The 21169-nt window shown below is 47.7% G+C and carries 15 protein-coding genes; 9 read left to right on the top strand and 6 right to left on the bottom strand.

Annotation, left to right across the window (positions count from 1 at the left end; genetic code table 11):
- Positions 1–287: 287 nt before the first annotated feature.
- Positions 288–629 carry a hypothetical protein gene (locus JWG39_RS06780; RefSeq protein ID WP_205218623.1) on the top strand — a complete coding sequence of 114 codons (342 nt, stop codon included), beginning with the start codon at positions 288–290 and terminating at the stop codon, positions 627–629.
- A gap of 23 nt (positions 630–652) precedes the next feature.
- Here the strand turns inward: JWG39_RS06780 and JWG39_RS06775 are convergent, their stop codons facing one another.
- On the bottom strand, positions 653–1426 hold the full coding sequence (locus JWG39_RS06775) for a lysophospholipid acyltransferase family protein (RefSeq protein WP_205218622.1): 774 nt from the start codon (positions 1424–1426) through the stop codon (positions 653–655).
- A gap of 143 nt (positions 1427–1569) precedes the next feature.
- Here JWG39_RS06775 and JWG39_RS06770 point away from each other — a divergent pair, with 143 nt between their 5' ends.
- From JWG39_RS06770 to JWG39_RS06740, 7 genes are all read left to right on the top strand, one after another.
- Positions 1570–4554 carry a hypothetical protein gene (locus JWG39_RS06770; protein ID WP_205218621.1) on the top strand — a complete coding sequence of 995 codons (2985 nt, stop codon included), beginning with the start codon at positions 1570–1572 and terminating at the stop codon, positions 4552–4554.
- A 237-nt stretch (positions 4555–4791) separates the two neighbouring features.
- Positions 4792–5724 (top strand): glycosyltransferase family 2 protein, encoded by a 933-nt coding sequence (locus JWG39_RS06765; protein WP_205218620.1) that lies wholly within the window; start codon positions 4792–4794, stop codon positions 5722–5724.
- A 264-nt stretch (positions 5725–5988) separates the two neighbouring features.
- Positions 5989–6627 carry a class I SAM-dependent methyltransferase gene (locus JWG39_RS06760; protein WP_369130583.1) on the top strand — a complete coding sequence of 213 codons (639 nt, stop codon included), beginning with the start codon at positions 5989–5991 and terminating at the stop codon, positions 6625–6627.
- Entirely contained in the window at positions 6627–7484 is an 858-nt protein-coding gene (locus JWG39_RS06755; RefSeq protein WP_205218618.1) for a hypothetical protein, read from the top strand. Before JWG39_RS06760 ends, JWG39_RS06755 begins: the two co-directional genes overlap by 1 nt.
- A gap of 76 nt (positions 7485–7560) precedes the next feature.
- On the top strand, positions 7561–9099 hold the full coding sequence (locus tag JWG39_RS06750; protein ID WP_205218617.1) for a glycosyltransferase family 39 protein: 1539 nt from the start codon (positions 7561–7563) through the stop codon (positions 9097–9099).
- The gene (locus JWG39_RS06745) at positions 9096–9755 is read left to right on the top strand and encodes a hypothetical protein (protein ID WP_205218616.1); all 660 of its coding nucleotides are present in this window, start codon (positions 9096–9098) and stop codon (positions 9753–9755) included. The genes JWG39_RS06750 and JWG39_RS06745 overlap by 4 nt, the downstream gene beginning before the upstream one ends.
- A gap of 170 nt (positions 9756–9925) precedes the next feature.
- On the top strand, positions 9926–13339 hold the full coding sequence (locus tag JWG39_RS06740; RefSeq protein WP_205218615.1) for a glycosyltransferase family 2 protein: 3414 nt from the start codon (positions 9926–9928) through the stop codon (positions 13337–13339).
- A gap of 151 nt (positions 13340–13490) precedes the next feature.
- On the opposite strand, the gene JWG39_RS06735 is transcribed toward JWG39_RS06740, so the two are convergent.
- Genes JWG39_RS06735 through JWG39_RS06725 form a run of 3 tightly spaced genes read right to left on the bottom strand, consistent with a single transcriptional unit; the run spans position 13491 to position 16894 of the window.
- Positions 13491–14678 (bottom strand): sulfotransferase family protein, encoded by a 1188-nt coding sequence (locus JWG39_RS06735; protein ID WP_205218614.1) that lies wholly within the window; start codon positions 14676–14678, stop codon positions 13491–13493.
- A gap of 52 nt (positions 14679–14730) precedes the next feature.
- Positions 14731–16086, bottom strand: coding sequence for an ABC transporter ATP-binding protein (locus JWG39_RS06730; protein WP_205218613.1), 1356 nt, complete (start codon positions 16084–16086; stop codon positions 14731–14733).
- On the bottom strand, positions 16076–16894 hold the full coding sequence (locus JWG39_RS06725; RefSeq protein ID WP_205218612.1) for an ABC transporter permease: 819 nt from the start codon (positions 16892–16894) through the stop codon (positions 16076–16078). The genes JWG39_RS06730 and JWG39_RS06725 overlap by 11 nt, the downstream gene beginning before the upstream one ends.
- Positions 16895–17006: 112 nt before the next feature.
- Here JWG39_RS06725 and JWG39_RS06720 point away from each other — a divergent pair, with 112 nt between their 5' ends.
- Complete coding sequence (locus JWG39_RS06720) at positions 17007–17456, top strand: phage replisome organizer N-terminal domain-containing protein (protein WP_205218611.1); 450 nt, start codon at positions 17007–17009, stop codon at positions 17454–17456.
- Here the strand turns inward: JWG39_RS06720 and JWG39_RS06715 are convergent.
- Together JWG39_RS06715 and JWG39_RS06710 are read right to left on the bottom strand one after the other, a co-directional pair.
- On the bottom strand, positions 17441–18454 hold the full coding sequence (locus JWG39_RS06715) for an SWIM zinc finger family protein (RefSeq protein WP_205218610.1): 1014 nt from the start codon (positions 18452–18454) through the stop codon (positions 17441–17443). The two genes, JWG39_RS06720 and JWG39_RS06715, sit on opposite strands and share 16 nt — an antisense overlap.
- An 11-nt stretch (positions 18455–18465) precedes the next feature.
- On the bottom strand, positions 18466–21147 hold the full coding sequence (locus tag JWG39_RS06710) for a DEAD/DEAH box helicase (RefSeq protein WP_205218609.1): 2682 nt from the start codon (positions 21145–21147) through the stop codon (positions 18466–18468).
- Positions 21148–21169 lie beyond the last annotated feature (22 nt).

Genomic DNA, 21169 nt, shown 5'->3' with positions numbered 1-21169 from the left:
GTGTTTATTCAAAGTACCTTTATGGGAAAACACTTTGTGCTCCCCCTTCTTCTTTCGCTGACAGTTGCGGCGCTGGACCAATCAGTAGTATTCGTCAGTGCAGAGAAGAACAGCAAACACCAGAAAAATAAGGAATACGTTGAAGATCTTTGGCGTTTACGCTCTACATCCTCACCCTGACCGGCGGAAATTTCCGCACATTCAGTTAAAAACAACTTTTTTTTTTTATTATTATAGTAGGCGCCGACTCAGCACCTTCTCTCATTTTACACAGGAAAAATTTGACAATGCAGTGCAAACGTCTTCTGAATCTCACCAAAAAGTGGTACCTCAGCGTCAAAGATGAAACCATGGCTCCCGCCCGCATGATCACCTTTATGGTACTGCACTCTGAAAGTTGCCCCGTCTGTCAGCAGGATCCTGATCTGAAAGACGAAATCATCAAAATCACCGAGATGATTCTCCCGGAATCCAAGATCCCCAAAGCCGTTCGCCAGCAACAGCAGGAAGAGGAAGCAGCGGAAGAAGAAGAAAACGCTTCTGCCACTGAGAACGAGGAGCAGAAGACCTCCGACGACGACAGTGACGAGAAAGAAATTTTCCTCGATGATGACGAAGACGAGGACTGAGGACTGAGGACTGAGCCCTCGTCTCAGTCCTCCCACTCTTTCAATTTGCTGGCGATAAATGTATTGATTAACTCCTGCTCTGTGGTTCCCTTTCCTTCCACAGTTATCGGCTGACCAAATGCGAAGCGGGTCTTCTTTCGCCGGGTTATCCGCCCGAAATCTTTCAGCAACGTCCCGTTTTGCCATGCATCAGTCTTCAGTGCCACCGGGATTACCGCAGCCTTTGCCTTCTGCGCCAGCTTCACCCCGATGGAACTCATCTGCTCCGGCTTGAACTGCAACGCCCGCGTTGTCTGTGGAAAGACGATCACTGAAATTCCATTCTCCAGCCGCGCACAGCCTTCAGTGAGGACTGTCTTGAGATCCTGGCGCGGACTGGTGCGGCTTACCGCAATCGGATTGCGCGACGCCATTATATATTTAAACACCGGGTAGTGCAGCAGCGACTCCTTGATGACAAAGGTCACCGGCTTAAAGGGACGGATCAGCGACGGCAGCACCAGCGTCTCCATCATGCTCATGTGATTGCCGATGAAGATCACCGGTCCCTTTACCTTTTCAATATTTTCAAAGCCTTCCACCTCTATCTTCACACCGATTGCTTCCAGCATTCTAATCACCGAACGACTGCTCTCCTCCCACATCTTGTCGTCATAACGGCCGCGCCAGGCAATAAAACCCGAACGCAACACCAGCCACAGGAAATTAACATAAAAAACAAGGGAAGGAATCAGCATCGCGATCCCGCTGCGCCGCAGATCAGGACTGACATATCTGCCATCTTGAATGTTCAGCATAATTGTTAAACTCCTGCTTTATCAGTGCTTCGATTTAAGACACCGGAACCCCCTGAGTCACCGGAAACATTAGGATTATCTGAGGCAGGATAACACAGCCGATATCCTTTGACAAACCCTTCGCTCCTCATATAAAATAAGCCATGACAATTTTTTCGAAACTCTTTTTTGACCGCGAAGATGAACAGCTCCTCGAACTGGTCAGTGATGTTCTCAAAGGGGACACCGCCTCCCTTGACCCCCTTCTCAGCCGCAGCCTGCACCCGCGCGGCATCAAGGAACTTGCCGCCAGCCGTGGTCTGCGCATGGCCGGAGCCACCGCCCGGCTCTCAGAATCCTTCTCCTCCGGAGGCGCTGAGGAACGCATCGCCGCTCTGCGTTCCCTGCGCGACGAAGTACTGCTTACCGGCGGTCTCAACCGCCACAACACCGCCCGTGTGCTCATCCAGATCATGAAAGAGATTGTGGCCCGCATGCGGTCAGGCGGAACCGACACCACCACCCTCCTGCGCCTCGCTCACGATTTTCGTCTCGCAACCACCGGCAAACCCCGCCTCATCCGCAAAGAACTTATCCGTCGCCACCTCCTTGAGATGCCGGAGGAGTGGAACCAGTACGCCTTCGATCACCACGTCCACGACGCCAGCTCCAAGGGACGAAAAAACCCTTCACAACTTCTCCTTGATGCTTCCCTGAAAGGAATCCGCCAGCTCACTGTCGTCTATTACAATACCCTTGCTCCGGCGGTGATTGAAGAGTTGCTCACTGCGGGTAGAATTCTCGATATGGAGATCCAGGTAGCAATAGAATTCGCCGTGCCCTTTCGTGACCGATACGCCCGTATTACGTGGGAACCCCGTGGCTTTGAGGATAAAAACGTCGTCCTCCGCTTCCTGCAGAACAAGGCCGTACGGCAACTGCTGGAAGACGGCAGCGAAGTCGTTCGCTGGAAAGAAAAATATGTTTTTGCTGTCCTCGACACCTTCAACGACACCCACCGCCACGAGCTCGGCAAACAGGCTGGCTGTGAAATCCCCCCCTGTGATCGCACTGAGTTCCTTAAATTTGTCGGCCCCGGCCAGCCAAGTCTGATCCACCTTGCCAGCTTCATCCGCGCTACCCTGCCGCCCGACTGCGATATCTCCCTGCAGAAAATAATCGACAGTTGTCTGCTGCCAAAATGCAATCCGCAACTCCCTGATCCCGGTGATCCCCACAATTCCGACGCCAGCCGTCCCGCCCTGCTCCGGACCACCCTGCCTGGTCTGCTGGCCCGTCTGCGCCACCTGCAGCCCACCTCGGGATTCACCCTCAACCTCGCCAACCTCAGCCCGCAGGATATGCTCGAGCTCCTCTACCTCAGCGGTGGCGGCATCACCCACATCGAAGCCTGGAACCTGAAAAACTACGGTCAGTTTTCTGCGAACCGCCCAGGGGCCTGCTCCAGAGAGCTGAACGACGAAGCCAGCGAGCGTTGCCTGCGTCACTTCTTCACCCTCGCGGGCAACCTGCAGCGCGCCCTCTCCCGTGACAACGCTATCGCTCTTAAACAGGTAGTGCGAGATATTATCGACGACTACACCGTCAGTCTCCACAAGAAAGAACAGGAGGTTGTTGCCACCAAAACCGGCCAGGAGGAGCTGCTCGCGATGAAGCAGCGCAGTCTTGATCTCCTCGCCATCCTCCACAACCTGCAAAAATTTCGCAACTTCTACAGCGGGCATCTCCTTGGTTCACGTATCGGCTCCAGCTCTACCGGACGCGCCGCCGACTACTTTCGCGGGATGGGCCTGGTGGTGATCGACACCCTGCCCCACAGGGTACAGCGCGAGGTGCGCCGTGAATGCCGAGAAGGAAAGCGCAGCCTCACCCCGGCCCGCGCCACCCTCATCCGCAATCAACATACAATCGCCAGACAGAAAGGACAGAAGGATAAAAGCTGGACGGACTGGAGCCTCACTGAGATTCGCCTCAACTTTGCCGGCAACGGCAACATCACCACGCTGGGGGGAATCGGTGCCGAGCATGACCACCCTGCACCGTGGTACCGCTACCTTAACAGCCACCTGAAGAATGTGTTGAAAATAACCATTGGCTTCATCCCGGCCATGCTTACCTTTATGCTCACCAAAGACTGGTGGCTGCTCGCCTGGTTCGGCGCGCCCCTCTGGTTCACCATCACCGGCCTGCGCAATATCATCCAGTCGGTGCTGGGCGGTGGCGGACTGCGCCGCTCCCCGCTGTTGCCGTGGAACTCCTTCATCAGCTGGAGCCGCATCTCCGACTCCCTCCTCTTCACCGGTTTCTCTGTTCCTCTGCTTGACTGGCTGGTAAAAACCGTATTCCTCGACCACGGCATGGGCGTCAACACCACCACGAATCCCTTGCTGCTCTACGCGGTCATGGGCGTGGCCAACGGAATCTACATCTCCAGCCACAATATCATCCGCGGCCTGCCCACCATCGCCGCCGCTGGCAACATCTTCCGCTCCATACTCTCCATCCCTGTAGCCGTAGCGATTAACGGCGGCGTTGCCGCACTCCTGGGGTCCCTCGGTGTACCAGGTATCGACGCCATCCTCCAGCGCTGGGCAGCCATCATCTCCAAATTCGCCTCAGACTGCGTCGCCGCAGTGATAGAGGGACTGGCCGACAGGAGAAGCAACACCAATACCTCGTTGAGCGTTTTCCGCAGCAAATTCAACCAGATATTCAGTCTTTATGCCAACCTTGAACTGCTGCTGCCGGACACTCGCCTGCCCGCCCTCCTCGACAATCCCGAGTCGTGCGAGGTGGAACTGTGCCGCGCCAGCCCGCGTGACCTGCGCCACCTCATTGTCAATGCCCTGGATATAATGTATTTCCGTTTCTATCTCCCCCGGGGAGTCCGGGCTCTGCATGAGCTCCGCCGCGAGATGAGCCCGGAAGAGTGCGCCATCCTCGACCGCTCCCAGCTGATCCTCAGCCAGTGGCAGAAGATCAGCAGACTCCTCGTCAGCGGCAGCATCGGGGCCCATTTTGACAAAATGTTGAGCTTTTATCTCAACAATCGACAAAGTTATCTGCGGGAAATTCCTCTCCATGTGCAAGAATCTGAGGAAACTTCTCCAGCCCGGCAGGATCACTAATTCTTAATGCCCGGTCAGGTTATGGTAACGTAACCATACCGGCAGCTCCCTCTTTTTGATATCACGGTGTTGCACTGATTGTACTCATCCAGTAATCCCCAATAAAATAATATTGGGGAAATTTTCAGATGGCCTCGGATGGTATAATGCCCCTACTATGTTCTAAACGCTTACCCTGATTATTTTCAATGGCATACGAAAGGATCATCCTATTCTTCTAAAAAAAAGGTTCGTAAAATGAAGTTATTTATTCAGATTCCATGTTTTAACGAAGCAAATACCCTTGCCATTACACTTAGAGATCTGCCCAGAGAAGTACCAGGATTCGATACGGTTGAGTGGCTCATAATCGATGATGGGAGCTCAGATGAGACAGTCCGTGTGGCCCGCGAAAACGGCGTTGATCATGTCATACAACATACACGAAACCAGGGACTGGCCAGAGGATTTATGACAGGCCTGGAAACTTGTTTAAGTTTGGGAGCCGATGTGATAGTTAACACTGATGCCGACAACCAATACAATGCAAATGACATTCCTGCTTTAATAAGGCCGATTCTAGAACATGATGCCGAGATTGTTGTGGGAACAAGGCCAATAGAAACTATTGGACATTTTTCACCTGCAAAAAAAATCCTGCAAAAGCTTGGGAGCTGGGTCGTGCGGGTGGCAAGTAAAACAGATATCCCTGATGCTCCTTCCGGATTTCGTGCTATCAGTCGTTCTGCAGCCCAGCGTTTGATGGTATTCAGCGATTACACATATACTTTAGAAACCATTATACAGGCGGGGCAGAAGAACATGGCAATTACTTCTGTACCAATAAGAGTAAATGCAGATTTACGGCCGTCACGTTTATTGAAAAGTATTCCGTCTTATATCAAGAGCAGTGTCATCACGATTATTCGAATTTTCGTCATATATCGACCTTTTCGCTTCTTTGGAACTATAGGCGCAGTATTTGTCAGTGCTGGTTTTCTTATTGGGCTGAGATTCCTCTGGTTCTATTTTAATGGTAATGGAAACGGGCATATCCAATCATTGATTCTTGCAGGTCTTTTGCTGAGTATAGGCTTTCAAACATTTCTCATTGCCTTTATAGCAGATCTACAGGCAGCAAATCGAAAATTACTTGAAGACATACGCTTCAGAACACGACGTCAAGACTAACCTTAATGGTGTAATATGTTAGGAAATTTATTAGATAAATCGCTTAAAAAAAGATGAAAACTAAAAACGTTCATAAATACATTGGTGATTATCAGAAGACTTTTATTTCGCACGCTCCTGATGCCAATGAGAGAGAGAATTCTACTTCTGGTGGCAAAACACTGTTTGATAAACATGTTAAAACGCAGGATTAAAGCTGATTTTTATGCACTTTTTTTGAAGATACTAACCAAATCTTTATTTATTCAAGGATGTAACATGAGCATTAAAATATCTGGAGGTACACAAGAGAATGGTATCGTAGTGGGCAATGCTTATGACAAATACGGCTCAAAAAATATATTTGTCAAATGGATGATGACTCGATTCGAGCTTTCTTTATCTAATTTTGTCGCAAAAGCAGCACCTCAATCGATACACGAAATAGGCTGTGGTGAAGGTTACTGGGTTTTACAATGGCATAAAAAAGGTCTACAGATAAGAGGTTCCGATTTTTCAAAGCAGGTTATTGAAATAGCGAAAGAGAATGCCGTAAGCAGGGGAATGTCCCCCTTGCTCTTCGAATCACGTAATATTTATGATTTAAATACCACGCAAGACCATGCTGATCTTATTGTTTGTTGCGAAGTGCTTGAGCATTTGGAAGACCCTCCCTCAGGACTGAAAGCACTCCAGCGTATTGTGGGAAAGCACTTGATAATAAGTGTTCCTCGAGAACCACTTTGGTGTGCACTAAATTTTGCTCGTGGAAAATACATAAACAGGTGGGGAAATACTCCTGGGCATATTCAGCATTGGTCAAAGAAGGAATTTATTAAGTTGGTCTCCAGTTATTTTGAAGTAATGGAAGTGGGGAGTCCTTTACCCTGGACGATGCTTCTTTGTCGTCCATTGAGTTCCTAATGAAGCCCTCTTTACGGAAAGCCCTTCATTGGACAGGGAGTGCTCTGTCATTAGCGGGCATTGTCTTTGTGTCCATACGGTTAAAGGAATATTTTGAGGGACAGAATTTTGCCAGTATTTCCCTGGTATCCTGGGGTACCATCGGTGGACTTGCAATTATTTATGCTGTGGCAAACCTGCTGCTTGCCTTAGCCTGGCGCCAAATATTAGTACAATTTGATTCTCCTGTTACACGTAAATGGTCAATCCAGGTTTATGGAGTATCCCAGCTGGCAAAATATGTCCCGGGCAACATTTTTCACCTTGCTGGACGACAAGCCCTGGGAATGTCTGCCGGTATTCCAGGCAATACGTTAGCAAAGTCTATCTTTTGGGAACTTGCCTTAAGCGCTGTAGCTGGAACACTTTTCGGATCCTTGCTTTTACCACTATGGATTCCAGATCTGCCAACATTAGCGACGGCCACTTTGCTCCTTGCTTCTTGTTGTTTTATTTCTATTCTTCTCCGTCAATTCGTGGGTACAGCGGCATCAGCAGCCTTCTGGATACAACTCCTTTTTTTATCTGTAACTGCAGGAATTTTCGTGTCTCTTCTAGAGATAATAAATCAGGGTGAAACGTACCAATTTCATACTTGGGTGGTTATGGGAGGTGCCTATGTTATTGCCTGGCTCTGTGGCCTGATTACTCCAGGAGCACCTGCCGGTGTCGGGATGAGAGAATTTATTTTACTCTTCCTGCTAAAAGGCCTCGTAGTAGACGCAGATTTGCTTATAGCAGTTCTCCTTGGACGAATAGTTTCGGTGGTTGGGGATGTATTATATTACTTATACGCTGTATTCTCTGGAAAAGAGTAAGAACTAAATAAAATAAAAATAGCAACCCACATTACAACAAAAATTCGACACGATATCGAGAGGGTTTTACTTTAAAATGATAAAGACTACAGAAAATAAAAGAAATGATAAAATTTATCTTATCATAATTGCTGCAGTAAGTTTTGTATTTTTTTTAAAGGCCCTTTATTTGTCTTTTTTTGTTACACCACTATGGGCTATTCCAGATGAAATGGGTCATCTGGCGTATGTATACGATATCGCTCAAGGAAGAGGAGTCCCTCTACTTCATACAGCAAAAATAGATTCAAATATAATGTCTCATTTTAAGGGAACAGCAAATGCTGCACCAGTAGGTAACTGGATAGCACAGCATCCACCTGTATACTATATGTTAGCTGCTATTCCTCTAAAGATAGCAATGGTTTTTACAGATAACAATGAGATATTATTTAGAATACCCAGGATTATTTCATCTTTGTCTGGGAGTTTAGTTATAGTTGTTTTGTTTTTCATATTCCAATTAATTAATCTTGCAGGATATAAATCTGTACTATTATCTTCCGCAATAAGTTTTACACCTATGTTTACTCATTTGTCATCTGGTACGAATCATGATATGACTCTATTTTTATTTAGTGCCATCAGTATATATTATTTAGTGAAATTTATAAAAAAAGACAAACCAAAATATTTATATTTAATGGGTCTTTGGTTAACACTAGCTTCGGGTATAAAAATGACAGAATGGGTTGCATTAGTACCTTTATTAGTGTTTATCTGTATTTATTTATTTTATAAAGATAAAAAAAATATTACACATATATTGGGTGTAGTTGTGTTAACATTATCAGTTCCAATTTTATGGATGAGTAGGAATTTTTACTATTTCCATAATCCTTTTTTTACTGATGCCACGCCAAATTCATTTAGACTTTCAGACAATCCTCTAAAAGATAATTTTTTTGATTTTCTCTCTTTACAACCAGCTATAGAACATTTTATTATACATTTTTATGGGTTAATAGGAGGGCATCATGTTAATGCAAATGGCCATGCACTTCTCCAAGTTTCTGGCAACCCTCTATTCTTCTTTTCAATAGTTTTTTTTACAATTAGTACATTATTGGTTATTGTAATTTTAAAAAATTCTTTTGGTGCATTAAAAAACAATACGAAGCCAAATGCTGTAAATATAACACTTCTTTTGGTTATTATTTTTTCTGTTTTAGCAAGTATCAGTTTATTTTTAGCTAACAAGGAATGTTATAATATATTATTTATTATAAGTACTGCATTTTTAATTTTTTCAGGCATAACGGCTTTTCCTCTTATTTTTTACAGTAAATCTTCAGATGATTTACTTTTTCATTTAGGTTTAATTACATTTCTATTTTTTACTACAATTTTACTATACGAAGTATATAATATATATTTACTTGACGGGAGGATGAGAGCAATTCAAGGAAGATACTTTTACCCTGTTATACCATTATTATTATTGTCAATTGCAATAGCTATAAAAAAAATGAATATTCCTTTATCTCTATTAATACTCTTTAGTGCAGGGTTAGTTGTTATGGAATTAGAAACGTGTGTTTTACAGACCCTGCCTTTTTATTGGAGTATGAAATGAAAGTAAAATATTCAATTTTTTTATTAACAGGAGTAATAATAATTTCAAGTTATTATTTTATAGATAAGCAGCTATATACTTCAAGTTATTTTCCTATAGATAATTACATTTCTGATATGGAGATAAAACCAGTAGGTGAAATTACCAAAGATTTTTATATTGAACAATTTATAATATCTGCAAATGATGTTTCATCTCCTGCCGACAAACCCATATGCTTATCTTTATTAATGGCAACGTATGCCAATAGAATAAATAAAGGCAGCTTTGTAATGGGGATAAAAACAAGAAACAAAAATGAATCTTTTTTAGTAGATGTAACCAGTATTAAAGATAATGAATATTTTACAAAATGCTTCAAAAATATCAACATTCGAGATATCCAACAAAGTGATAATGCAAAAATCTTTCTTAAAGGTGTTGATGGGATTACAGGTTCATCTATAACAGCATGGAGTATGGAGAATACATCTGCTGGAAATATTGTCGGGAAGAGCAATCGCAGTCTTATCTATAGACTTAAAATGAAAAAGGCAGATAAGTATTATTCTGTTATTATATGTTGCAGTATAGCTTTTGTTAATATCCTGTTATTGCTATTTCCTCTCTTAATTCCAATTATGTTTAAAGGTGAAAATAAAAATGGCCTCCGGTAGATGTCAAGGAAAAAGACTAAAGGAAACCTTGAATAACTTTGATAATTTTTGACTGCACCGAAGACGATGGGCGAAAAACTGGCTATTCGATGTTCCCTAAAACGTTACCGTATAGCCATCAAAGATATAATCACTTACACTCCCAAGTAATTTATAACCGTGAAAAACCAATGAAAATACGACTGCCTCACCACCGCTCCCCGCAGCTGTTCTGCGGAGCCGTCTCCTGGCCCCACCCTGGAAAATTTTCTGTACCGTACCTCACTCGACGATTCCTCCAACCAATTATCAATCTGTTTCCCTCTCGCAAGGTAAACCTCAATGCCCTGCAAAAGGAGCTTGAGCTGCTGCTCAAAAAGACACCCCTTTTTGATGCCGACTTTTACCGCCGTCAGCTCGGCGACAGCACCGCATCTCCGAAAAGCCTTCTCCGCCACTACATTCGTCGCGGGATCCTCTGCGGACTCAACCCGAATCCTTTTTTCTTCACGTCCTGGTATCTTGCTGAATACCCGGAAGCGGCCAAAGAGGGTAACCCCCTTCTTCATTATTTGCGTGAAGGTGAAGCTCTGAATAATAAACCCAACCCCTACTTTCTCACCCGCTGGTATCGCCACAGCGTTCTCGCTGAGGCTTTAGACACATCGCCACTGCTCCACTATATTTCCCATGGATGGAAGGAGGACATCAGTCCCAACCCCTGCTTTAACGGCACATGGTATCGTGAACACTACCATCTTGCGGATCACGATCGTTCCAACCCCTTCCTTCATTTCCTTCAACAGCCAGCAATGGCACAGCTTCAGCCCAACCCGTGGTTTGACGTGGAATGGTACCGCAGTCAATTCCTTAATCCGCAGGACCGTATTCATCCCTTTCAGCATTACCTTATTACCGCGCTCAGTGAGAAAACTGAGCCCAATGCACTCTTTGACTCCGAGTGGTATTGCCAGCACTACCCCGAAGCTGACGCATGGAAAAAGCTGGGCGTTCCCCCTCTTGGTCACTATGTGATGCATATTCAGGAGGACGTCTGCCCCAACCAGTGGTTTGATGCCGCCTGGTATCGCAATACGTATGAGGACATTACCAAAAACGATTTCGACCCCTACCTGCACTTTGTCCTCTGGGGAGAAAAAATGTTCCGTAACCCCGGTCCGAATTTCAACACCTCCCGCTATCGAATGCGCTACCCGGATATTATGGAAACCGGCCTTGAGCCCTTCCATCACTTTTTCCTCATCGGCCGCCATGAGGGGCGCAACAGCTGTGCCTCATGGAAAAATAACCGCCCCACAAGCCTCTATGAAGACTGGTGTGACATCTATTTTTCTCTGAGCAATGCCGACCGGGAGGCGATGCACCGCCATATTGCCGAATTCACACATACCCCCCTCATCTCGATAGTCATGCCGGTCTACAATCCGCCTGTAAACCTGCTCACTGAGGCGATAGAATCCGTCCGCCGCCAAATCTACACCAACTGGGAATTCTGTATAGCCGACGACGCCTCCCCCAACCCGAAAGTACGTGCCCTGCTCCAGCACTATGCCGACGAAGATCCCCGCATCAAAGTGGTTTTCCGCAAAGAAAATGGTCACATCTCCCACAGCTCCAACTCCGCGCTGGAACTGGTCACCGGTGAGTACGTCGCCCTGCTTGATCACGACGACATCATCGCCGAAGATGCCCTTTTCCACGTTGTGGCAACCCTGCAGAAGCATCCCGATGCGGGTATTCTCTATTCTGATGAGGACAAAATCTCCCCCGAGGGCCACCGTATCGGCCCCTATCTCAAAAGCGATTACGACCCCTGGCTGCTGCTCCTTGGACACAATATGATCTCTCACTTTGGCGTCTATCGAACAGACCTGCTGCACAGGATCGGCGGTTTCCGTCCTGGTTTCGAAGGTTCCCAGGACTACGATATCGCCCTCCGCGTGGTAGAGCTTATTCCTGAAAGTGCTGTCGTCCACATTCCGCAAACCCTTTATCACTGGCGCATCATCCCCGGCAGCACCGCCGGAGGAGACGAGGCAAAACCCTACGCCATCCGCGCTTTGAAAAAGGCCAGCAACGAATTTCTGCAAAGGCATGCTATTCCCTGTAAGGTTGATCTCCCTCCCGCAGAGGGGGGCATGCATCCTGCTCACTTCTCTCAGCTCCCTGAATCACCCCTGGTCTCCATCATCATCCCCACCCGAAACGCTGCGGAACTGGTGCGGACCTGCATCAACAGTATCATCGAAAAAACTGACTATCCCGCCTGGGAGATTATCCTCGTGGATAACGGCTCAGACGCCCCCGACGCCCTCTCCCTTTTTGAAGAGCTGGCACAACGGGAAAATATCCGTCTGTTGCATGACAATGCCCCTTTCAACTACTCGCGCCTCAATAACCGTGCTGCCGCCGAGGCAAAAGGAGAGGTACTGCTGCTGCTCAACAATGACACAGAAGTTATTACTCCGAACTGGCTCACTGAGATGGCAACTCTTGCCATGCAGCCCGGAGTTGGTGCCGTCGGGGCCTGCCTGCTTTATTCCAACCATACACGCCAGCACGCTGGCGTAGTTCTTGGCATGGGTGTATGTGCAACCCACGTCTGTGCAGGAGTCCCAGAAGAGAATATTATCGGGTTTGACCTGCCCCGTCTGCACCACACCTGCAGCGCAGTCACCGGAGCCTGTCTCGCTGTCCGTAAAGAAAACTACAACATCGTCGGCGGTCTCAACGAGGAGGACTTTGCTGTCGGCTACAATGATGTGGACTTCTGCCTGAAGCTCAAACAACACGGTCTGCGAAATGTCTACACCCCCTCGGCAAGACTCTATCACTACGAATTCGCAACCCGTGGTCACGACGCAGACACACCTGAAAAGAAACGCCGTTTGTGGAACGAAATATCTCTGCTGAAGAAACAGTGGACAGATGTCTGGTATCATGACCCCGCCTACAATCCGAGCCTCACTCTCAATAAAGACGATTACACCCTTGCGTTCCCTCCACGAGTCTCCTTGAACTCCAGCCACTGGCCGCAGCCCTTCACAGTGTCATACGTCCCGCCCCAGGTTGACCGATTGCGACTGCTGCTCATCTTTGCCGATCACCCAGGTGAAGAGAGTCCACTTCTCCCCCTCGTACGTCATCTTGAAGATCTGGGAGAAATCCACTCTTTTGCCGTCGCCGGGAATCATGCCTTCAGTGAGGTCTCCACAAAGGCTGATGGTTGGTTTGATGCCATCTGTACCGACACCACAGCATCCAGTATATTCTGGTTCCGCAGCAACATCATGCGGCTGCATCCCTGCCTGATGCATCTCGACCAGCTCAGCACCTTTCGTGCGAAACCACAAATAACTGCGGAGAACGACGTTTACCAGTCCCTTGTCCACGCCTCACGTTTTACAACCCGAAGCCCGCAGATCATCGACAAACTTGAAAAGCTTTATGGTCTACAGCTCAACCGCTTCTGCCACTGTCTGAATGAAGAGGACAAAAACAACTCCCAAATTCTCTTCAAGGCCCTGCATGAAGTAAAGATGGACGAACCACTGCCCTCGAGTGCTGTGCATTTCGATCGTTGAGATACTTCCAAAACGAGACACCACCTTGTGTGGTATATTTTCATCCGGCTGATAAAAGCATCGCTGGATGAGTACAATAAGTGCAACAGCGTAATATGAAAAAAGGAGTTACACAAAAATACTTACAGACTCTGATTTTGCCAACCTGGCATTATATCAATCTACTTTTTTTCAGCCTGTCCATAATTTTACGAACAGGTGACGTCATCGTCCAAATTGTGCTTCCTTCAATTGTCTTATATCTCTGGGTCGCCCGTTCTAATGCACCTGTAATTCTATCTCTCTCCAGGGAAACCATTTCAACCTGTTTACGCAAAATTTCCATCTGTTCATGTGCCGTGTCAAGTTGTTCCATCAAGGCAATATTTTCTTTCTCCAGAGCTTCTTTTTCGGTTACAGCAATTTCAAGCAATAATTCTAAATTTTTATTTTTTTCTTGCATCAGTTGCAGAGCATCTCGAGTTGTCTGATTCTCTGCAAGTCGGTGATAAATTTCCTGCCACATAAACTCTTTTATCAATGCAGCAATTCTATCTTTTACCTCTGGAGATTCAAGAATCAGTTCATCTGCAGCCACCTTCAACAACAGTTGATAGAGATCTCCCGCCATTTCGGGGCATTCCAGATTTTCACGAAGAGATTGCAGATCAACTGCTGTATGTCGAAGACTATGGTCAAGAAATTCCTCCTGAAAAAGATGCAGTTTTTCCTCATCCAGAGGGAGATGCAAAGCAGAAGAAATTCGGGAGATCTCCCTTGACGAATCCTCAAGAAGTGCATCATAATCAACCACCACCCGGGTCTCTCCGTCGGAGTACCGAAAACTGGCAAGGACATAGGCCAGCCAGAGTTGAATCCCCTGCCCGAGTTCCATGCCGTTACGTTTTTTCAGCGACGCAGCGACGCTCGTTGGATTACGCACGGGGAGAACATATTTTACAGGGACATTGCAACTCGCCAAAACCTTTTTCCAAAATGGCAGTAAAAGAACAAAGCGGGGATCTTTAACAGCAAAACGGGGAAAAGACTGCAGACGTTTTTCTATCAGGTGTACAGCGCGTGAAAAAAACTCTGTATCATGCAGTGATCGCACTTCATCTTCATGAATGATACTAATCTTATCCCAGCTGGAACCCATGGAGACAAGCATCTCGTTGTTGAGATCTACAATTTCCTCATCTTCAAAGAATCCTTTGGGATTATCTGCCTGTGCAGGCATCAGTCTGTTGCCGAGCGAGAACCCGAAGATTTCCATGCAGCGCGCAAGAACACTGGTACCACTGCGGTGCATGCCCAGGATCACGACAAGGGACGTATCATCCATGTTTATATGATTCATATTTTTAACATATCAAAAAGTTAGAGGAAAAATCCACGACACGAGATCATCTTCAGGATTTGGATACAACATCGGCTTGTCCACTGCAGGAAAAATCAACGGTGCCAGTAATACGGCTCTCATGATCAAGAGGTAAAACACGGAACATTGCCACATCAAGAAGCCGGTGCAGAAAACCTGTATCTCCATCAATCTCCCCTGTCACTCCGGCATTAAGAAAATATACCCCTGGCGAAAGATTACAGGTAAAAGAGAAAACAATTTTACAGGTTGTGTCTTCTTTAATGTTTGAAAAGGTTGAATTAGAGAGTGGATCAGTAATACTGCCACCCAGTTCCACCCCGGAGATCGTTTTAATCATCATGCCAAAACATACATGGCTGGCAGGACGATTAAAACTGACTTCGTAACAGTATTTATAGGTTCGTCCGGAAACGAGGTTATTCACCTGTATATCACCGAGGGTATAAATGCCGGGATTCTTAATCCAACACCCCTTACTGTCGTATGAAATAGTGCTGGAAGGTTTGAGATCGGGCTCGAAGAGTTCCTCCATCTCCTCGCGTGCCTTCTCTTCCACTTCTTCCCTCTCCTCTTCAGACTCTCCGTCGACATGACACTCTTCAGTTTCCCTGACAATCGTCTGCCGGATCTCTTCCCGTCGTTCCGCTGCAGCGTAGATCAATTTCTGATAACGCCCGGTGACGTATTTGGGGGTACCTTCAGTGAGTTTTTCTCCCCGATCCAGCAGAATTGCACGATCGCAAAGCTCCACAACAACCCCTACGGAATGGGAAACAAAAAGGATTGTCGCCCCGTTGCGTCGAATCTCCTCCAGTCTTGAGAAACACTTGCGCTGGAAAAGTTCATCCCCCACAGCAAGGGCCTCATCAACAATAAGAATCTCCGGATCGACATTGATCGCCACAGCAAAGGCAAGTCGAACCATCATCCCCGAGGAGTAGGTTTTTACCGGCTGTTCAATAAAATCACCAATGTTGGCGAAATCTGTAATGGCGGCAAAACGGGAGTCAATCTCTGCGCTGGTCAAACCAAGAACGGAGGCATTCATATAGACATTTTCCCGTCCCGTGAACTCTGGATTAAAACCGGAACCCAGTTCGAGCAGGGCCGCAATCCGCCCTCTGGTCTGGCATTTTCCCGCAGTTGGATTAAGGGTACCACACACCATTTGCAGAAGGGTTGATTTCCCACAGCCGTTTTGTCCGACAATACCAACGGTTTCGCCTCTGCCAATGGTAAAAGAAACATCACGCAGTGCCCAGAACTCTTTATAATAGCTCCGACGGCCACGCATAATCATCTGCTTAAGACGATCTCCAGGTTTATTATAAATTTGATAGCATTTTGAAAGATTTTCAACAGAGATAGCGGCATCAGATGACATCGGCGAACCCCTTGCGTGTTTTTTGAAACCAGGCGAAACCGAGCCAGCAGATGAGAATGGAAACTGCATATTGTAAAAACAGCGTGGTTACATCCGGCAGTTTACCCCACAGCAGAACTCTGCGGCACTGTTCAACAATACCGGAAAGTGGGTTGAAATTAAGCAATAGCTGGTAGGCAGGCGGAAGATTTTCCACCGCAAAAAAGATAGGGGTGAGAAAGAGAAGAGCCGTGGTTATGATAGTGATCATCTGTGCAATATCACGGATAAAAACACCAAGAGAAGAAAGAAAGAAAGAGAAACCGACGGTAAGGATACAAAGTGGTGCAAGTGTGACGGGATAGAGAATAATGGTCCAGGGAGGTATCCCTTGAAGGAGAATATCCGCCACCAGCCAGACAAGAAAGCTGACTCCCGCGTTAAAGACAGCACCACCGAGAACAACCCATGGGAGAATCTCCAGAGGAAAAATTACCCTCTTAACGTAGTTCACGTTATCAAGAATGAGGTTTGGCGCCCGGTTGACACATTCCGCGAAGAGGTTGAAGACCATTAAACCGGAGAAGAGAATAAGGGCAAATTCAGTCTTGGAATCACTCCCCCCAGGCCATCGTGCTTTAAAAACCACGCTAAAAACGAATGTATAGACCGCCAGCATGAAGATAGGCTGAAAAAGCGACCACAACACCCCAAGGGCAGAGCCGCGATAGCGACCGATAACCTCACGCTGCACGGACTTCTTCAAAAGATAGCGGTTTCGCCACAGACTGGCTCCCATCTCTCGAAAACTCATCGAAAAATCCTGCATCGATCAACTCCTCGTTTTATGTCTGGGAAAATAAACGGGCATCCGGATATTGACAGGATACTTTGAAAAAGAAAATTATCTAAAAAAAAAATGCAGCCGAAGCAGATATCTGATGGTTTCGGACAGGCTGCCCTATTCCGGCAACACTTTGAGCATGATAACTGACATCCCCTTGCCCACGGTCCAGTCAGGTTTAACCATCTTTGCCGAAATGGAAATGATTGACAGGCAGGACGGGGCCATCTACATCCGAAACTGGCGCAAGTATCAGAGTGAGGACAAACTTGAAAAACGGCGAGAAACGAACCGTCTCCGGCAACAGCGATACCAGTTGAAGGAACGAAAAAAACTGGCCGCTTTACCGCCTCCTAAAAAGGTGTCAGTGGCAGTCACTCCACCCCGTCACGTCACGTCACGCAGGAGAACAGACAAGATAAAGTGGTCCCCCTCGTCAAGACAAAAATTCACTGAGTTTAAGCTGCACATTCAAATTCAAACACAGCTGGTCGGCCAGGAAAGGGAGAAAAGAGGACCCGCCGAAAAGAATCACGGCCTTCCATAGACGCCATGGGCCACAGAGCTGATACGACCCTGTTGCCTGAGCCTGCTGGTAATGGCGTAAATTTTGGTGCGCGGAAAACCGGTTGCTTTTTCCAGCATGGGCACGGTAACGGGGTTCGGGTGCTGACTGACGATTTCCTCTATCAAGGCCGTGGCGGAGCGGGCTGCTTTTACCACAGACGTTTTCCTCATCACAGAAGCAGGTGCAGCCTTTTTTTCGCGGCGTGACTTTTTCGGTCTGGCAGCTTCAGATGTGGAAGCAAAATCGGGTTGTATATCCATGTCAATGCCAAAGAGTCCAGAGAGGTCGGCATCGCCCAACACCCTGGAGCTTTTTTGATTCGCCCTTGCCAGCAGATCCCCCGTTTTTTCCTGGACGGCCCGCGCCACCAGCTCTTCGGTATCAACCTGGCGAAGGGTGAAAAACATCAGCGGGTCTTCATCGAGCCGTACTCCGACACCATAGAGGACGGCCGCCACATGCTTGCACATTGAGGCCCAGTCCGGGCAGGAGCAGTCAAAGCTGATCTCCTCTGGCGTTGGGAACAGTCCCTTGCCCTCAGCCAGAAAGATCTCGCCCAGCTCCTTAGGAAATTTGCCAGCAACAAGATCAGTCAACGAACGCAACTCGTTCTGACACTGTTTTCTGATTTTGTCCCAGTCAGCCTTTTTCACCGGCTCAATGTGTATAACCACCTCATAGGGTCTGGCCCTTGTTCCCTGAACCAGAGCAGTCACCCGGCCACCTTCAATTTTGAGGTCCAGGACAGCTCCATGGCGTACATAGCTCTTCCCCCGGCCGATGCGGTTGCTGTAATCGGCATAACGCTCAAGATTCCTGTTCCACGACTTGCCCCACCAGGTGCGTGCCAATGTGCTGCCTTCAATAATAACCGGCGCTATGTCCGGCATTTTCTTTCTGAGCTGTTTCAGTTTTTTCTCCGCCCTCGCCTTTTTTTCTGCAACCGTGACATATTTTGGATATTCCCAAGAACTCATACCGTCGTTCCTTATATGTTCAATGTAAACAGCTCAAGCAAGTCCTCGTTACTCATCTCAGTAAGCCACCTTTCACCCGAAGCGGCAAGCACCTCATCCGAGAGTTTTGCCTTCTCGACCAGCATCCGGTCAATTTTTTCCTCAATGGTACCCTGGGTGAGAAATTTATGGACCATGACATTTTTCTTCTGGCCGATACGGAAAGCCCGGTCGGTGGCCTGATTCTCCACCGCCGGGTTCCACCAGCGGTCGAAGTGGATGACATGGCTGGCTGCGGTAAGATTCAAGCCAACACCGCCCGCCTTGAGAGATAATACAAAAAAAGGCACATAATCAAGACCTTGAAATTTTTCGACCAGCTCTTTTCGTTTGCCGACCGGCACGCTGCCATGCAGGACTAAACCTTCGCGGTTGAAAATGGTGGCCAGAAACCGAGAAAGCGGCCCGGTCATCTCCTTGAACTGGGTAAAGATGAGTACCCGTTCCCGCTTTTCATGGATAGTTTCACAGATTTCCCGAAGTCGCTGGAACTTGCCGCTTTCCTGTTCCTTGAAACTGTCCAGCCCCAGATACTGCGACGGATGGTTGCAGAGCTGTTTGAACTTCATTATCGCTGACAGGATAAGCCCTTTTCGCTGAATGCCTTCCGTGTGTTCCAGGGCCTCCCGAATGGTGGCAACCACCTCGCCATAGAGAACAGTCTGTTTTTTACTCATGCCAGCCCAGGTTTTCAACTCCACCTTGTCCGGCAGGTCTGAGATGATTGACGTGTCGGTCTTCAAACGCCGAAGAATAAAGGGACTGACGACCCGGCGCAACCCGGCGTAGCCATCGGGACGGTCGGCGAGCCGTTTGGTGAATTCTCCGAACTCTTTTGCAGTACCAAGGAGTCCGGGGTTGATAAAGTCGAACAGGCTCCAGAGGTCAGCCAACCGGTTTTCCACCGGGGTACCGGTCATGATGATCCTGTTGGCGGAGGCAAGGCTCTTTACCGCTTTAGCCTGCCTGGTGGCGGGATTTTTGATGGCCTGAGCCTCATCAAGGATGACATGGTTCCATGTATAGTCATGCAGCCATTCATACCTTTGGACCAGAGCATAGGTGGTGATGACCAGGTCCAGACCGTCAATTTTTTCTTTCGGAAGTACCGGGACTTTTGTTGGTCGGTGATAATCCGGATGAGCGACAAAAAATAAGAGTTTGGGAGCAAATTTCTCAATTTCCGCAGACCAGTTGGCAAGCAGAGAGGCAGGGATGACCAGAAGCGAAGCTGCCGTCTTTCTGGTTTTGCCGGCTTCGGTTTTAAGAACGTCAAGAAAGGCCAGAATCTGCACCGTCTTGCCAAGGCCCATGTCATCCGCAAGACAGGCGCCGAGTCTCATTCTGTGCAGTGAAGAAAGCCAGTTGAGACCATCCTGCTGATAGTGCCGCAGCCTGGCCGTAAAGGCCCGGCTGGTTTTGACCCTGGCCATGGCCTCGGGGCGCTGCAATTGCCCAAACACCGTCCGCAGCCACTCTCCGTGGGAAACATCGGCTATATCGGCAACCACGTCGCCCTGCAAATTCCGGGAATTCGCAGAGAGTCGCAGGGCATCGAGAAGTGTAATTCCCTCACCGGAATGCAATTCCGAGGCTTTTTCAAAGGCCTCCAGGGTCTGCCGCAGTTTTTCCGGATCGACGGCCACCCATTTGTTTTTCAAAAAAGCCAGACCCTCTGATTCGCGCAGCAGCTGGCGGGCCTCTTCTTCCGAGATTTCCGTGTCTCCGATCATCAGGCGGGGAGAGAAGTCGAGCAGAGCATTCATGCCAACCATGGATGGAGGCTTTTCGCCAATGCTCACCTGCAGAGTGACGGCGGCTGTCTTTTTCTTCCACCAGTTGGGAATACGGCAGAGAATACCCGCCTCTTCATAAATCGGGATTTCCTGCAAAAAGACATACGCTTCTCTGGATGACCAGGCTAAAGGGGAAAACAACTCGCCGTTGTCGCGCATGTTTGCCACCAATTCACTTTTCCGGGCTGCTTCATCAACGGTGACCAACAGCCTGAGGAGTTTTTCGTTGTCGCTTTTGTACTCCTCAAGGGCATATTTCAAGGGCAGATGCCTGGATCCCCCCGCTTCGTTCAAGCGAGTGGAATAGGTGGCAAGAAAAGCAAACGGGAATTCATGGTCTTTGTTTTCGACGAGGTGGAAGTAAATGCGGCCGACAAGATGAACATCCGGACTGTACTTTCTGAGAAAATCAGCAACAGATCCCATATTTGCATCAATCTTTCTGCAAAAAGTATCGTGCAGTCCTTTCCATAAGATCGCGAGCGTTTCCCGAGTGAGGTATTCTCCACCTCTCATCAGAGGCGCGGACTTGAGCAGTCGTTCGCGTTCTTCTTCAGCAAAGGGGATAACTACCCTGGCGCGCAGTTCCTCAAGATCCGGGGTGAGTTTGAGTTTTCTGATAAAAAGAATGGAGAATGTGCGCCAGAAGGTGAGCGATGGCGACAGGGGAATATTTTCCGAACAAAATCCCAGAAAAAAGAGCCAATCGTCCTGTTCCTGAGTGAAATGAGCAAAGATTTCATCCTGCATCACCGGGCTTGAATGTTTGAATCCATTGTCAGGAGGCAAAGTCCACTCAAGCTGAATGGAACAATCAGGCATCAATATGGCAGAAAGTTCGGTTCTGTGCTGCTTCATTTTTTATAGTGTCCCTGAAACC

It is taken from the genome of Desulforhopalus vacuolatus, assembly GCF_016918505.1.
GTDB classification, from domain to species: Bacteria; Desulfobacterota; Desulfobulbia; order Desulfobulbales; family Desulfocapsaceae; genus Desulforhopalus; species Desulforhopalus vacuolatus.
This window is presented reverse-complemented; position numbering and strand designations above follow the sequence as displayed.

Bases quoted from the DNA above. Each gene is read 5' to 3' on its own strand.
- JWG39_RS06770 (WP_205218621.1), top strand. From the start codon at position 1,570: ATGACAATTTTTTCGAAACTCTTTTTTGACCGCGAAGATGAACAGCTC.
- JWG39_RS06755 (WP_205218618.1), top strand. From the start codon at position 6,627: ATGAAGCCCTCTTTACGGAAAGCCCTTCATTGGACAGGGAGTGCTCTG.
- JWG39_RS06710 (WP_205218609.1), bottom strand. From the start codon at position 21,147: ATGAAGCAGCACAGAACCGAACTTTCTGCCATATTGATGCCTGATTGT.
- JWG39_RS06745 (WP_205218616.1), top strand. From the start codon at position 9,096: ATGAAAGTAAAATATTCAATTTTTTTATTAACAGGAGTAATAATAATT.
- JWG39_RS06780 (WP_205218623.1), top strand. From the start codon at position 288: ATGCAGTGCAAACGTCTTCTGAATCTCACCAAAAAGTGGTACCTCAGC.
- JWG39_RS06735 (WP_205218614.1), bottom strand. From the start codon at position 14,678: ATGAATCATATAAACATGGATGATACGTCCCTTGTCGTGATCCTGGGC.
- JWG39_RS06750 (WP_205218617.1), top strand. From the start codon at position 7,561: ATGATAAAGACTACAGAAAATAAAAGAAATGATAAAATTTATCTTATC.
- JWG39_RS06765 (WP_205218620.1), top strand. From the start codon at position 4,792: ATGAAGTTATTTATTCAGATTCCATGTTTTAACGAAGCAAATACCCTT.
- JWG39_RS06775 (WP_205218622.1), bottom strand. From the start codon at position 1,426: ATGCTGAACATTCAAGATGGCAGATATGTCAGTCCTGATCTGCGGCGC.
- JWG39_RS06740 (WP_205218615.1), top strand. From the start codon at position 9,926: ATGAAAATACGACTGCCTCACCACCGCTCCCCGCAGCTGTTCTGCGGA.
- JWG39_RS06715 (WP_205218610.1), bottom strand. From the start codon at position 18,454: ATGAGTTCTTGGGAATATCCAAAATATGTCACGGTTGCAGAAAAAAAG.
- JWG39_RS06730 (WP_205218613.1), bottom strand. From the start codon at position 16,086: ATGTCATCTGATGCCGCTATCTCTGTTGAAAATCTTTCAAAATGCTAT.
- JWG39_RS06720 (WP_205218611.1), top strand. From the start codon at position 17,007: ATGGTTTCGGACAGGCTGCCCTATTCCGGCAACACTTTGAGCATGATA.
- JWG39_RS06725 (WP_205218612.1), bottom strand. From the start codon at position 16,894: ATGCAGGATTTTTCGATGAGTTTTCGAGAGATGGGAGCCAGTCTGTGG.